This window comes from Gemmatimonas sp. (genome assembly GCF_041689975.1).
GTDB lineage: Bacteria > Gemmatimonadota > Gemmatimonadetes > Gemmatimonadales > Gemmatimonadaceae > Gemmatimonas.
On the sequence record NZ_JBDNFF010000421.1, the window covers coordinates 1 to 13,676 of the forward strand.

Consider the following 13,676-nt stretch of genomic DNA (forward strand, 5'->3'; position numbering starts at 1 on the left):
CAGAACTTCACGGTGCTCGACACGTGGTATCAGTTCAGCCGACCGAGCGGCATCTACATCGACAAGAATGATGTGATCTACGTGGCCGATTCAGAATCGGGCTCGGTGCATCCGCCGCACGTGGCGTGGAAGCGCGGCATGCGCATCGGCAACGCGCGCGACGGCAAAGTCACCGCGTTCATTCCCGACCCCGACGACAAAGCCCCCAGCACGAGTTCTGCTGAGGGCGTTGCGGTCGACGCCGCAGGGAACATCTACGGCGCCGAAGTTGGCCAGAAAGCGTTGAAGCGCTACGAAAAGAAGTAGCGCACTCTCGCCTACCTCTTCACCGGTAGCGCCAGCGCCGTGAGCTGTGTCTCGTTCTCGGCGCCGCTCGCGAACACGATGTACTGCCGGCCTTTGTGCAGGAACGTCATCGGCACCGCCGTCGTCTTCGACGCGATTTCCAGGGCGCCGACCTGTTTGCCGGTTGCCTTGTCGAGCGCGAACAACTGCGGCGCTTCACCCGGCACACCACCGCCGCGGCCGGTGCCGTAAATCAGCAACGTCTTGGTGGTGATGGCCTGCGCCTGTCCGCGACCACCCTGCGGTGGCAACGTGACACCGGCGAACAATGGATCACGGCTCGTGACTTTCAGCATACCCGCGTTGGGCGCCCACCACGACTTGTCGCCGCTCTTCATGTTGTACGCCGTGATGCCACCGTATTCCTTGGGCTTCACGATCGACACCCCACCGATGATCGATCCACCAGCGCGCCCCGCGAAGTCACCACCGCGCTCACGCACGGGGCCTTCGTAGCCCGGCGGCGCCGGCAGCGCGCCGAGCAAGCCGCAGCTGTTGCGCGGCGAGCTGTAATCGAATTCCGAGCACGGGTCTTTCTGCAGCTGCGCCGTGCTCATGCCCGTGATCGATGCCACGTACATCATGCCGGTTTCCACATCAACCGTGGCGCCACCATCGATGTTCACACCACCGCTGGCGCCAGGCGCGTACCATGAGCACTTGATGCCCGTGCTGCCCTTGCCATCGGCTGCGGCCGGAGGAATGAAGTACGGTCCCATGCGGCACCGCTTCGCCATCTTGAGGGCCGAGTCCTTGATGGCGGGTGTGTAGTCGATGAGGTCGGCCTCCACGAGCCCCTGCTGCGAATACGCCGCCGGCTTACTCGGAACCGGCTGTGTGGGCGACGACACTTCACCCGGCACGTCGCTCTTCATCACGGGCGTTTCCACCATCGGCCAGATGGGTTCACCCGTGGCGCGATCGAACGTGTAGACCCAGCCCTGCTTGGTGGTCTGCGCAACGACCTTGCGCGGCTTGCCGTCGACCGTGATGTCCATCAGGTTCGGCGCCATCGGCGTGTCGTAGTCCCAGATGTCGTGGTGAACCATCTGAAAATGCCACTTCCGCAATCCCGTCTTCGCATCGAGGGCGACGAGCGAGTTGCCGTACAGGTTATTGCCGGGGCGATGTCCGCCGTATTCGTCCATCAGCGGCATGCCCACGGGGATGTACACGAGACCGAGCTGTTCGTCGGCGGCGTACGGTGCCCACGCGTCGTTCTTGCCCACGCCCTTGGTGCCGTTCTTCGAGCCGTTCTTCCACGTGTCGGCGCCGAACTCACCGGGCTGCGGCACGAGGTTGAATTTCCACGTCTGTCGGCCGGTGCGAATGTCGAATCCACGAATGGTCCCGGTCACGTTGTGCGTGCGAATCGGGTAGTAGCCGTGAATCGACGAGTTGCCCACTACGAGCATGTTCCCGACCACCATCGGCGGCGAACCCGCAGCGATCTGTCCAGCGGCAGGATCGAGACCGACCGTGCCGTCGGCGCCGATCTTCTTCACCATATCCCACGTTTCGCCGGGCTTCGCTTTGCGCATCGGTGCCGCATCGGAGATGATCAGCGGCCCCGAGTCATCGACGGCCAGCGGCACCATCGGATAGCCCAGACCGTCCATCAGGTCCACGACACCGTTCTTGCCGAACAGCGGGTCGGGCTTGCCCGTCTTCGCATCGAGCGAGATCAGGTGATAGCCCGGCGTGACCAGCAGCACGCGTTCAATGCGCCCATCGGTCCAGTACGACAAACCGCGACCGGCGAACTGACGCGGTGCCTTCTGCCATCGGATGCCTTCGTCGAGACGATACATCCACAGCGTTTCACCCGTTTCCGGATCGAGCGCCGTCGCCACGCGACGCGTGCTGGCCACGGTAAACAAACGACCGTTCGCGAAGATCGGTGTGGTGCGATAGTACTCGTCCTTGCCGAACGCGCTGGCCTTCCACTCCCACGCCACTTTGAGCGAGTCGAAGTTGCTGGCGTTCACCTGCTCGAGCGGCGAGTAGCGCGTGCTCCACTGGTCGGCACCCCAATGCCGCCATTCACCATACGCGTTGCCGCGCACGAGTGGCTTGCCCTGTTGCGCCACCGTGGGAGCGACGCGCGTGAACGTGGCGCCCACGATTGCGGCGCCCGCGACCAACGCGTAGCCGGCGAGCCGTCTGGTCCTGCGTTGCATCATCTGATCTCCGTCAAGAATGCGGGACAAGTCTGAAACTGCGTACTTCCGTGCGTCCTTCCGAACGACCTTCCAACGGCGCCGGCGACGTGCCCGGCGCGGCATCGATGCGCACCGCCTTCAACCAATCCGGCTCGGCGTTCAATTCAACCTTGCCAGCCGGCATACCGTTCAGTTTGAGGATGTACGCGGTGACCAACACGTACTCCTCTTCCGTGAGCGTACCAGGAGCCGACTTGGGCATCAGATTACTGAGATAGCCGTACAACTCCGAGAGCGGGCGCCCGAACCATCGCAGCTCGAACGCCGATCCCATATGCGAGGCGGTAGTGTGGCAGCCGAGGCAGGCGCCATTGAACACGTGCTTGCCCTTGGTGGCCTGCGACGGCGTGTACACACCCTGGCGGGTCGACCTGGGCGCCTGCGCAGCGCTCGTGCGCGGCGTGAACATCGTGGCCGAAAGCATCAGCAGCAGACCGGTAACAGCGCTTGACGCCGCACGCGACACCGACAGGCGACGCATCACTCCCGAAATTCCCCACGCCACACCGATCACGATCAACACACCCATCGCTCCCCGCAGCACATCCGCCAGAAAAAGCGCATCGAGCACGGGCGGCGTCAACCGATAGGTTCGCAGCGTCGCGGCTCGCTCGAGCAACCAATGCCACGCTTCGTGCGTGATGAACGCCGAGGCAATGATCACGCCCATGCGCTCGGGCACGGCACGCGCAAACACCCAACGCAGTGCGGGCACTGCCACGGCCAATACCGCAAGCTGCGCGAGCTCTACGCCGACATTGAATGCGGCGAGCGAGGTGAGCAGATGCGAGCCGGCAAACTGCAGCTGGTCGCGCAACGCGGTGGAGAATCCGAAGCCGTGCACCAGGCCGAACGCGAACGCGATCATCCAGCGACGCTGCACGCGCGCGCCCACGATGTTCTCGAGCGCCATGTACACGATGGACGCGGCGATCAGCACTTCGACCAACGGTGGAAACCAGAGCGCGGAAGGCGCGAAGCCCATCGCCGACGCCACCAGCGTGATGGAATGCGCGATCGTGAAGGCCGTAACCACGCCGACCAGCGGACGCATCGCGCGAATGGGCAGCACCAGGCAGAGCGCGAACAGCAGATGATCGATGCCGCTGAACATGTGCTCCATGCCAGTGAGCGCGAACCGCCATGCGGCGTGCCACCAGCGCGGATCGAGACGCACCGCGCCCTGATCACCATCGAACGTGATCACCCGCGTGGCCCCGGTGCTCAGCACGAGTGTGACCACGGTGGTCGTGCGGACGCCGAGGTGTGCCCACGCGGGTTCGAGCACCAAGTCGGCGTCATCGCCCACCACCATGCCCGCCGTCGACACGTCGAGCAAGACATCCAGCATCACCTGTCCGACCGGAATGTCGGTGTCGACCGGCATCGGCGCGTTTTCCACCGCCGCCAGCGCGGTGGCGTATGACTCGAAGGCGCGATCACCAGGAAGCGCCGCCCGCACGGCCACTACCAGCGGCACCGCCAAGGCGCGATCACCGACCCGCAGGCGCAGTCCGTCGGCAATCCACAGCTGCGCCGCATCACGCAACGTCGGCTCGGCCCGGGCCACGTCGAGTAACCCCGTACCACGCGTAGGGAACGACACATCACGCATACTTTCCAGCGGCACGCGCACCAGCACACGCACGCGCGCGCCATCCGGCTTCACGAAGGTGCGCACGACCACGCTGGCCGGGATTTCGTGCGCATGCGCACGATGTCCCGGCAGGAGAATCAAGAGCAGAGCGAGCAGCGGGAAGAGAAAGGGCATCGCGAAGCGGGCGTCGATTCTCTGGACAGGCGGGAGGAGGCGCGTTACTAACTAGGGATTCGCGGCAGCGCCGCAATTGCACGAAGATACTATCCCGCCCCGGAATCCACACGGGGTCCTACCCCTGATGGAGAGACTGATGACGAGGAAGCGCAATACGCTGCGCTGGACGGCCCTGATTCTGACCATCGGTGCCCTGGGTGTCGCGCAAGCGTCGCTGCGGGCCACCGACCGGCAGATGGTGCAGGCGCCGCGGTTCGAAGTCGACCCCGTGTGGCCGAAGCCGATGCCGAACCACTGGATCCTGGGCTCGGTGATCGGCGTCGGCATCGATAGCCGCGACCACGTGTTCATCATCCACCGCGGCGACTCCACGCTCAATCAGCGCACGGAAGCGGGCATGAACGCGAAGCCACCGATCGGCGAATGCTGCGCCTCGGCGCCGCCGATTCTCGAGTTCGATCCCGACGGCAACCTGGTGAAGGGCTGGGGCGGACCGGGCGAGGGATACGTGTGGCCCGGCTCCAATCACGGCGTCGCGGTGGACGACAAGGACAACATCTGGATCGGCGGGAACGGCCCCACCGACTCGCATATCCTGAAGTTCTCGCACGACGGCAAGTTCCTGCAGCAGATCGGCACGCCCGGTCAGGGCTCCGCCAGCAACGACAGCACGCACTTCGGTCGCGTGGCCAAGATCACCTTCGACACCAAGGCCGGCGAAGCCTACGTGGCCGACGGCTACGGCAACAAGCGGGTAGCGGTGCTCGACATGAACAGCGGCAAGATCAAGCGCTTCTGGGGCGCCTACGGCAACACGCCCGACGACGCGCGTATGCCTCCGTACGATCCGTCGGCGCCGCTCGCGCAGCAGTTCCGGAATCCGGTGCACTGCGCCGAGCCGAGCACCGACGGGATGGTGTACGTGTGCGACCGTCCCAACGATCGCATTCAGGTGTTCCAGAAGGACGGCAAGTTCGTGAAGGAAGTGCGCATCGCGCCGGCCACGCGCGGCGACGGCTCGGTCTGGGACATCGCCTTCTCGAAGGACGCGGCGCAGAAGTATCTGTACCTGGCCGACGGCAAGAACGAGCGCGTGTACGTGATGGACCGCCAGTCACTGGAAATCCTCACCAGTTTCGGAGACGGCGGCCGTCAGCCCGGACAGTTCTTCGCCGTGCACAGCATCGCGACCGACTCCAAGGGCAACATCTACACGACGGAAACGTACGAAGGCAAGCGCCTGCAGAAGTTCCGCTACAAGGGCATCGGACCCGTCACGCGCGGCAATCAAGGCGTGGTCTGGCCCACGGGTAAGTAGGTCAGGGAATCACACCCGCACACTCGATTTCGACCTTGGCCCCCGTCGACACCAGCGCCGCCACGACCACGGTGGAGCGGGCCGGCGGGGCCGACGGGAAAAACTCGCGATACACCGAATTCATGCCGCCGAAATCCTTCACGTCGGTGAGGAACACGGTGCACTTCGTGGCGTTGGCGAGTGTGGTACCGGCGGCTTCGAACACTTTCTTCGTGTTCTCGAGCGCCAGGCGCGTCTGACCCTGAATGGTGGTGTCGGGGGCCGTTCGGCTCATCCCCAGCTGTCCCGAGGCGAACAGCATGTTCCCCACGCGGATGCCGGGGGTGAGCGTTGGCGACGCACTCTGCCCTGCAGGAATCACCTGCTGGCGGATGGCCGCGCCTTGCACTTGAGCGCCTTGAGCCAGCGCCGTGCCGGCGAACTGCGTAGTAGAGAGCGACGCCGCGATGGCGACAGTGGTAGCGAAAACGAACGAACGACGCATCAGCAAACCTCCAGGAAGACGGGAGCGGTAATCATATGCCTTTGTTCGACTTTGTGTGCACAGCCTGTCAAAAGAGCTTCGAAGCGTTGGTGCGCGGCAGTACGCCACCCGCCTGCCCGGCCTGCGGAAGCATCGCCCTCGAGAAACAGCTGTCCCTTCCCTCCATCAAGACCTCGTCCACTCACGGACAGGCCATGCACGCCGCCAAGCGACGTGATGCCGCGCAAGGCAAGGACCGCATGCACGAGCAGCGCAAATACGAACTGAGCCACGACGACTGAGGGCGATGGCCCGGTCGGAATGGCTCAGCCAAACGCAACGTCGGTACGGGGGCGACTCAGCAGGACTTGCACTTGTTGCTGTTCGTGGCGCCCATCTTGACCAACAGATCCACGGTTTCGAGGAAGGGCGGAATGCGCTGCACCGGACCGTTCGCCATGTCGGCGGTGGTCTGACCACGACGGCTGATCGCCATGAAGTCCCCGCCCTTACCGGCGAGATACGTGATCAGTGCGTTGTCGCCGCGCGCGGCGGCATGGTGGATCGCGTTGTAACCGTTATGGTCGCGCATGTTCACGTCGACCTTGAGCTCTTCGATCAGATACTTCGCCGACGACATCCACGCGTCGGGCGCGTGCCGATGTGAGTTGGCCGCGAAGCCTTCGCCGTAGCCCACGCCGGTGGCCGCGTGAATAGGATAGACACCCGGGCCGCCATCAGGAATCGGCGCCAGTCCCGACGGATCCTTGCTGCCAGTCGCCGCGTCCTCACCTCCGGAATCGTCGCCCGGCAAGCGACCCGTCGGCTTGATCGTCGGGATCGTGATGTCGGCACCGTACTTCACCAAGATCTTCATGGCCGGTACGTCGGTGCCGTATGCCGCGCGCCAGAACGCCGTCGCACCCACCGTGTTCACGCCCAGCAAGTCGAAGTTGTACGACATGAACCACAGGTGCTTCTTGAGCCGCACGTTCACGTCGGCGCCGGCCTTCAGGAACGACTCCATCAGGTCGACGTACGACGTGGTCTGCTGCAGCTGCGCGGTGGGCTGCGGATAGAGCGACTTGGCCGCCCACTGCACGTTGATCGTGGCGTACAGCGGCGTCGCACCGGCATCGCTCTGCAGCTTCACATCGGCGCCCTTTTCGAGCAGCAGTCTGGCCATATCGAAACGGCCGTTGATCGTCGCCATCAGTAGCGGGCTGGTGTGATCGCCCTCGCTCACGTGATTGATCTTCGCACCGGCTTCGAGCAACCGCACCACGCAGTCGTCGGCGCCATCACGCACCGCGAACAACAGCGCGGTGAGTCCACCCTTATTACCGATCAGATCGCCGTAGGTGGGGCCACGACTGTTGAAGCCCGTCTGCACCGGCGGTGCGGCCGAATCGCGCTTGGCGGGTGCACCGGCCACGGTGGGATTCTTCGGTGAGGCTGCGGGCATTGCCGCAGGCGCTATCGCAGCAGGAGCCGCGACCGCAACTCGCGGCGTCGACGGAACCGGCGCGCCAGCAGCTGCCGAAGCGGGACCTGCCGCCACCGTCGGCGCCGCGTCGGCCGCCTTCATGGCCGCCACCCTGCGTCCGCGCTGCACCAGCATGGCGCGTTCCGCCTTCTCCTTCGCGGAGATGTCTTCGATCTTCGACGCCACTTCGAGATTCGCGCCGCGCTTGATGAGAATGTCGAGCGCCGCCAGACGATTGGCCGACGCTGCCCACATGAGCGCCGTCTGTCCCCACGCGCCTTCTCGCGTATCGACCGGCGCGCCCTTGTCGAGCAGCGCGGTCACCGTGAGTGCATCGCCGTTCGACGCTGCGAAGTGCAACGCCGACACCGCACCCGTGGTCGTCAGCGCATTCACGTCCGCGCCGGCCGCCAGCAACGCTCTCACGGCCGCCGCACGTCCGTTGCGAGCCGCGAGATGCAACGGGGTGTAGTTGCCGTTGCGCGTGACTGCATCCACCCGAGCGCCGGCGTACATCAACATCTGCGCACCGCCGGCGTCACCGCGCTGCGCCGCCCAATGCAGCGCCGTCATGCCGTCGGCCTGCGCGGCGTTCACATCCAGACCCTGCTTGATCAGCACGCGCACGCGGGCGCTGTCCCCACGCATGACCGCGTCAGCCACCGGCGATTCGTCGGCCGGCGTGCGCAACGCGCCCAATGCCAACGACGCGCCGAACAACAACGCGATCACCGCCAGTCGATGGCCGGCACGGCGCGCAACACTCCGCGCCGACTTAGGCGCGGCCTTCGGCGATCCGGACTCAGGCATAGGAGTTCAGGTTGAGGGCACCCGTGGCGTCACCGAACTTCGTCTGATCGTTCAGGCCGAGCGTGTGCATCATGCTGAGCATCGCGTTGGCCATCGGCGTACCGTCCGGCGCCTTGATGTGGAGGTTACCGGCCAGCTGGCCTTCGGCTTTACCCAGCAGGATGAGCGGGCAGCGGCGATGGTTGTGCAGGTTCGAGTCACCCATCGGCGAGCCGTAGATGATCATGGTCTTGTCGAGCATGTTGCCATCGTTCTCCTGGATGCTCTTCAGCTTGTCCAGGAAGTACGGCAGCATCGAGACGTGATACTTGTTGATCATGTTGAAGTCCTTCACACCACGCTCGGTGCCGCCATGGTGCGACGCCGGGTGGAACGGCTTGTCCGTGCCGCTCTCCGGATACGTCCGGCTGGAGCCGTCGCGTCCCATCTTGAACGAGAACACGCGCGTGATGTCGGCCGCAAACGCCAGCGCCTGAATGTCGAACATCAGCTTGACATGTTCGGCGAACGCATCGGGCACGCCCGCCGGCGCTTCGGGCAACTCGCGCGGATCGCCGCTCTGGTTGCGCGCTTCCACACGCTGAATGCGACGCTCGACTTCGCGGATGTCCTCGAGGTACTTGTCGAGCCGCTGCCGGTCGTCGGGTCCGAGGTTCACCTTGAGCGACGACATCTCTCCCGACACGAAGTCGAGGATGCTGCGACGCGTGCGACGCCGCTCCGCGCGCTCGCTGCTCGTGCCGCCCACACCGAACAGCTTCTCGAACGCCACGCGCGGATCACGAATCACCGGCAACGGTTCCGTGGGCGATGACCAGCTGATCGAGTCGGTGTACACGCAGGCGTAGCCGTAGGCGCAACCGCCCGCCTGGTCCACGTTCTCGATGCACAGCTGCATGGAAGGGATCGGCGTGTCCTGACCGAAGCGCTTCGCGTACAGCTGATCGAGCGACGTGCCGACGCGCACATCCGACCCCTCCGTTTGCCGAGCGTGCGCCTGCGTGAGGAAGGTGGCGCTGGAACGGAAGTGGTCACCGCCGATCTCGTTCGGCGACGATGGCTCCGCTTCACGCACGTCGGTGTTGCTGATGATCGTGAGGTAGTCGCGATACTGCTCGAGCGACGACATCGCGGTCGGGGCCAGATCGAACTGCTTTCCGGCCGCTGCCGGCGACCAGAGGTTGAGCTTCGAGCCGAGTTCGTTGCAGCCGGCCGCACCGTGCACCATTTCGATGGCCACGAGACGAGGCGCCTTGTTGGCCAGAATGCGCGAGCCACGTCCCGTCGGGATCATGGCGTCGAGATACGGCAACGCAATCGTGGCACTGAGGTTCTGCAGAAACTGCCGGCGGGGCATCGCCTTTCCGCTGAGAAAGTACATGGTGTGGCGTCTCCGGTATCGTGAACGGGGGGCGAATCGTTTGCGAAGAAGTTCTACGAAAGAGTTCTACGAATGCGTTCAGTGAACGCCGGGCACCGAAACGCCTCGCGTTCCCGAGTCGGCCTGCTCCATCACCTTCTTCAATCGGAAGGCGTCGCTCTTCACGACACCGACGATGAAGTCCTGCATGCGGTAGTTGTTGGCCTTGACCTGAGCTTCGATCTTCCGCACGGCGGGATGATCGTAGTACTCCACCCGCCGGCCCAAGGCGTACGCCATCAGGTTCTGCGTGAAGTTGCGCACCAACGGCGTGGGGCGCTTCAGCAGTGCCTTCTGCAGTTCGAGTGCGTTGGTGATCTTGGTACCATCGTAGAAGTCACCACGCGTGTCGAGCGGCGTGCCGTTCTCACGAATGCGCCACTGCCCGTTCACATCGAAGTTGTCCATGGCAAGTCCGATGGGATCGATGAACACGTGACACGAGCGACAGCTCGGATTGGCGCGGTGCTCTTCCATGCGCTCGCGTGTAGTGAGCAAGCGGCCCTCCTTGCTCTCACCGGTCTTCTCGAGATCGGGAACGTCCGGCGGCGGCGGCGGCGGCGGCGTGCCCATGAGCACTTCCATCACCCACTTGCCGCGCAACACCGGTGACGTGCGATTCGCGTGCGACGTGAGCGTGAGCACGCTGCCATGTCCGAAGATGCCGACGCGACCGGAAGTGGCGGGATACTCGACGCGACGGAAGTTCGTGCCGACCACGCCCGGGATGCCGTAGTGCTTCGCCAGGTCCTCGTTCACATACGTCCAGTTGGCCGTATACAGCTCGAGGAAGCTGCGGTTCTCACGCACGAGATGATCGAAGAACATCTCGGTTTCCTGCACCATGTCCGAGGCCAGCTGTTCGCGGAAATCGGGATACTGCAGCGCATCGGGATGCACCTTTTCGATATCCGACAACCGCAGCCACTGTGCGGCGAATCGCGTCGACAACGCATTGCTGCGCTTGTCGGCCAGCATCCGCTTGGTCTGCGCGATGAGCACGGTCGTGTCGGCCAGGAGGCCACGACGGCCCAGCGACACCAGCTGCGCGTCGGGCGGCGCTCCCCACACGAAGAACGAGAGACGCGACGCGAGATCGATCCCACTGACCGCGACGCGCGATCCCGGCTTCGCCACCGCCGGCATCTCTTCCACGCGGAAGATGAAGTGCGGGCTGGCGAGCAGCGCTTCGACAGCCGTGCGCACACCGAGTTCGAAGCCGCCGTCCTTGGCACCGGCATCGTAGAACGCGAGCAGACCCTTGAGATCATTCGGGGCCAGCGGCCTGCGGTACGCTTGCGCGCCCAACCGTGTCATGATCTTCTCGGCGCACGGACGCGCTTCCTCCGGCGCGAGCGGACGGCAGCTGAAGATGCGACGACGGCTGGGCGTATCCGACACACCGGTGGGATTGAACGGGCCCGTGACCGCGAACATCTGCACATGCGACTGCGTGGTGATGCCGGCCTGCGAACCGATCTGCGTGTCGGCGATGCTATGACCGATCGGTGCAATGTTGTCGTTGACCGGACCTTCGAAGGTGCGCACGAAGGCCGCCGTTATCCGCTGCGGTCCGGCACGCACCGAGATCGGCTTGGTGCGGATCTCCATGCCGTTCGGGTCGGCCTGTGACATCCCGCGATCGACCTCGAGTACCGACATCCGCTCACCGTTCACCGAGATTTCAATCTTCTCGTCGAATGGCGCGGCGGAACCGAACAGCTGGCCCGTGGGAATCGCGTGCAGCGTGATCGTGAACACGTACTGGCCGTCGGCGGGGAACGTATGCAGGACCGAGGTACCGCCTCGCGTACCGGCTGGCGCGCCTTCCACTGGATCCACCTGCGACGCCAAACGGGCAATGCGATAGCTGGACGTGGACACGCTCGCCTTCGGGTCGCCCACCGCGAGACGGCTGATCTCGCTGGCCGCGTCGAGGTAGGAGTCGAGCAGCGTGGCCGACGGCGTTTGCACGTCGGCGATGTTGTCGAAGTTGGCGCTCTTGGTGTCGAGCGGCAGCCATGACTCGGCCTTGATGTCCACGCCCAGGAGGTCCTTGACCGACCGCTCGTACTCGGCGCGATTCAGACGTTGGAACGTGCGCGTGCCCGGATTCGGATTGAGCGCGTAGCGCGCATCCATCATCCGCTCGAGCGTTCCGGCGAGCACGTTCAGCGTGTCCCCACCCGGCCGCGGACGACCCGGCGGCGGCATCATCCCCGCGCGCAGCTTGCCGATCATCTTCTCGGCGAGCTCCGGGCTGCCGTTGATGTTGGTCATGTCGAAGCCCTGCAACGACAGATTGCCCTGTTTGCGCTGATCGCTATGACAGCCGGCGCAGGTCTTTTTCACCACGTCGGTCAGCGCCGACGCGGCGAGCGCGGTAGGTGCGGGAGCCAGCACGGGATGCCCGAGCCCGCGCCGAATCGGCGCCGACGGACGCAATGGCGGATCCGACAGCAGGGGGTCGAATGAAGCGGACGTGGCAAGCGGCGATGTCAGCGCTGGGGTCGCGATCGGATCAGGTCGATCAATGATCGCGACGGCAAGAAGCGACAAGCCACCAACCGAAGCAGCAACCAAGGATTTCATCCTCGGAACTCCGGACTGAGGCGGGAACGGGCAGGATACGGCGATTTATGCAGACCCCATTCTTACGCACGCTAGCGCACAACCGCTGAAATATGGCGGGCTTCCGATTTTCAACACTCTTGCCCTGAATCTCGTTGGGGGGCATATACGCGGTACCGTGGGGCATTCCTGCCCCTTTCCCACTTGGAGGAACCTCCGTGCGCCCCTGCTGGATGCTGTCGGCCGCTGCTATGGCCGTGTCGCTGAGCGCTGTCTCCCCCCTGCACGCGCAGACGCGCCTGAATCCCGTGATCGACCTGATTGCCAAAAAGCAGCCGGTGTTCGGTCTCTATGGCCCCGCCAACCGCCGCACCCGCCCCGGCCAACCCGCGCTCCCTGCCGACTCCATGAAGTCGCCGGCACAGCTGGCCGCCGTGGCCCTGGGTTACAAGCAAGCCGACTACATCTTCGACGGCAGTATGGAAGGCGACTTCGACGCCGCCCTCCCGCAGTTTGCCGCATTCGCGAAGGGTATGGGCGATCAGGGGGCCTTGCAAAAGGGGAAGGCACCGCGCTTCACGCACCCGATTTTTGTGAAGACGCATGAGATTGCGCCCGACCCGGCCTTGGCTGCCAAGCGGATCGGCCAGCAGCTCAACCTCGGGGTCACGGGCATCGTGTTCGTCGGCGTAGAGAGTGCGGAAGAGCTCAAGCAGGGTCTCGCCGCCATGCGCTTCAAAGCCCAGGGCGGTACCCGCTCCGACGACGTAGGCGACGCCCCGGCGATGTGGGGCATGACGCCGGCCGACTACAGGGCGAAGGCGGATCTGTGGCCGCTCAATACGAAGGGCGAGCTGTACAACTTCACGATCGTGGAGAGCAAGACCGGCTTGGCCAAGGTGCGTGAGATCGCGGCGGTGAAGGGTGTCGGCGTGCTCTTCCCGGGAGCCGGTACACTGCGTGGCGTGTTCAGCACGACCGACGCGGCGGGCAAGCGCACCTTCGACGAGGCGGGCTGGGAAGCGGCGATTCAGTCGGTGCTGTCGGCGTGCAAGGAATTCAACGTGCCGTGCGGCTATCCGGCCGGTGCGGCGGATATCGAAATGCGCATGAAGCAGGGGTTCAGCGTGTTCGTGATCGGTTGGGGCGAGCCGGGCTTCAAGGCCGTCGAGATCGGGCGTGGGGTGAGCGGTCGGTAGCGCGCTTGCCGGTGATGGTTCGAACGTGAAAAGGCCGCCGGTGCACAGTGCACCGGCGGCCTTTTCAC

General features: G+C 64.6%; 9 protein-coding genes and 1 pseudogene. 4 read left to right on the forward strand and 6 right to left on the reverse strand.

Features of this window, described 5'->3' with window-relative positions; translation table 11 throughout:
* Positions 1-306, forward strand: a pseudogene (locus tag ACESNG_RS23590) (hypothetical protein); the annotation flags it as partial.
* A gap of 11 nt (positions 307-317) precedes the next feature.
* Here ACESNG_RS23590 and ACESNG_RS23595 read toward each other — a convergent pair.
* Together ACESNG_RS23595 and ACESNG_RS23600 are read right to left on the reverse strand one after the other, a co-directional pair.
* A complete protein-coding gene (locus ACESNG_RS23595) occupies positions 318-2,528 on the reverse strand; it encodes a PQQ-binding-like beta-propeller repeat protein (protein WP_373064715.1) in 2,211 nt (736 codons plus the stop codon).
* A gap of 10 nt (positions 2,529-2,538) precedes the next feature.
* Positions 2,539-4,338, reverse strand: coding sequence for a HupE/UreJ family protein (locus ACESNG_RS23600; RefSeq protein ID WP_373071165.1), 1,800 nt, complete (start codon positions 4,336-4,338; stop codon positions 2,539-2,541).
* Between the two features lie 139 nt (positions 4,339-4,477).
* Between ACESNG_RS23600 and ACESNG_RS23605 the strand changes: the two genes are divergently transcribed.
* On the forward strand, positions 4,478-5,659 hold the full coding sequence (locus ACESNG_RS23605; protein WP_373064719.1) for a hypothetical protein: 1,182 nt from the start codon (positions 4,478-4,480) through the stop codon (positions 5,657-5,659).
* Between the two features lies 1 nt (position 5,660).
* Here ACESNG_RS23605 and ACESNG_RS23610 read toward each other — a convergent pair whose 3' ends face one another.
* Positions 5,661-6,143, reverse strand: coding sequence for a RidA family protein (locus ACESNG_RS23610; RefSeq protein WP_373064721.1), 483 nt, complete (start codon positions 6,141-6,143; stop codon positions 5,661-5,663).
* Positions 6,144-6,178: 35 nt separating this feature from the next.
* On the opposite strand from ACESNG_RS23610, the gene ACESNG_RS23615 reads away from it, so the two are divergent.
* Positions 6,179-6,424 (forward strand): FmdB family zinc ribbon protein, encoded by a 246-nt coding sequence (locus ACESNG_RS23615; RefSeq protein WP_373064723.1) that lies wholly within the window; start codon positions 6,179-6,181, stop codon positions 6,422-6,424.
* Positions 6,425-6,480: 56 nt separating this feature from the next.
* On the opposite strand, the gene ACESNG_RS23620 is transcribed toward ACESNG_RS23615, so the two are convergent.
* The 3 genes from ACESNG_RS23620 to ACESNG_RS23630 all read right to left on the reverse strand — a co-directional run bounded on the left by ACESNG_RS23620 (position 6,481) and on the right by ACESNG_RS23630 (position 12,430).
* A complete protein-coding gene (locus tag ACESNG_RS23620) occupies positions 6,481-8,418 on the reverse strand; it encodes an ankyrin repeat domain-containing protein (protein WP_373064725.1) in 1,938 nt (645 codons plus the stop codon).
* Complete coding sequence (locus ACESNG_RS23625; RefSeq protein ID WP_373064727.1) at positions 8,411-9,799, reverse strand: DUF1552 domain-containing protein; 1,389 nt, start codon at positions 9,797-9,799, stop codon at positions 8,411-8,413. The genes ACESNG_RS23620 and ACESNG_RS23625 overlap by 8 nt, the downstream gene beginning before the upstream one ends.
* A gap of 78 nt (positions 9,800-9,877) precedes the next feature.
* A complete protein-coding gene (locus ACESNG_RS23630; protein ID WP_373064729.1) occupies positions 9,878-12,430 on the reverse strand; it encodes a DUF1592 domain-containing protein in 2,553 nt (850 codons plus the stop codon).
* 197 nt (positions 12,431-12,627) lie between these two features.
* Here ACESNG_RS23630 and ACESNG_RS23635 point away from each other — a divergent pair, with 197 nt between their 5' ends.
* Positions 12,628-13,608, forward strand: coding sequence for an aldolase/citrate lyase family protein (locus ACESNG_RS23635; protein WP_373064731.1), 981 nt, complete (start codon positions 12,628-12,630; stop codon positions 13,606-13,608).
* The last annotated feature ends 68 nt before the right edge of the window (positions 13,609-13,676 follow it).

What these genes read in the sequence shown, in the direction of transcription:
- ACESNG_RS23625 (WP_373064727.1), bottom strand. Translation starts at nt 9,799, where the DNA reads ATGTACTTTCTCAGCGGAAAGGCGATGCCCCGCCGGCAGTTTCTGCAG.
- ACESNG_RS23600 (WP_373071165.1), bottom strand. Translation starts at nt 4,338, where the DNA reads ATGCCCTTTCTCTTCCCGCTGCTCGCTCTGCTCTTGATTCTCCTGCCG.
- ACESNG_RS23610 (WP_373064721.1), bottom strand. Translation starts at nt 6,143, where the DNA reads ATGCGTCGTTCGTTCGTTTTCGCTACCACTGTCGCCATCGCGGCGTCG.
- ACESNG_RS23630 (WP_373064729.1), bottom strand. Translation starts at nt 12,430, where the DNA reads ATGAAATCCTTGGTTGCTGCTTCGGTTGGTGGCTTGTCGCTTCTTGCC.
- ACESNG_RS23595 (WP_373064715.1), bottom strand. Translation starts at nt 2,528, where the DNA reads ATGATGCAACGCAGGACCAGACGGCTCGCCGGCTACGCGTTGGTCGCG.
- ACESNG_RS23615 (WP_373064723.1), top strand. Translation starts at nt 6,179, where the DNA reads ATGCCTTTGTTCGACTTTGTGTGCACAGCCTGTCAAAAGAGCTTCGAA.
- ACESNG_RS23605 (WP_373064719.1), top strand. Translation starts at nt 4,478, where the DNA reads ATGACGAGGAAGCGCAATACGCTGCGCTGGACGGCCCTGATTCTGACC.
- ACESNG_RS23620 (WP_373064725.1), bottom strand. Translation starts at nt 8,418, where the DNA reads ATGCCTGAGTCCGGATCGCCGAAGGCCGCGCCTAAGTCGGCGCGGAGT.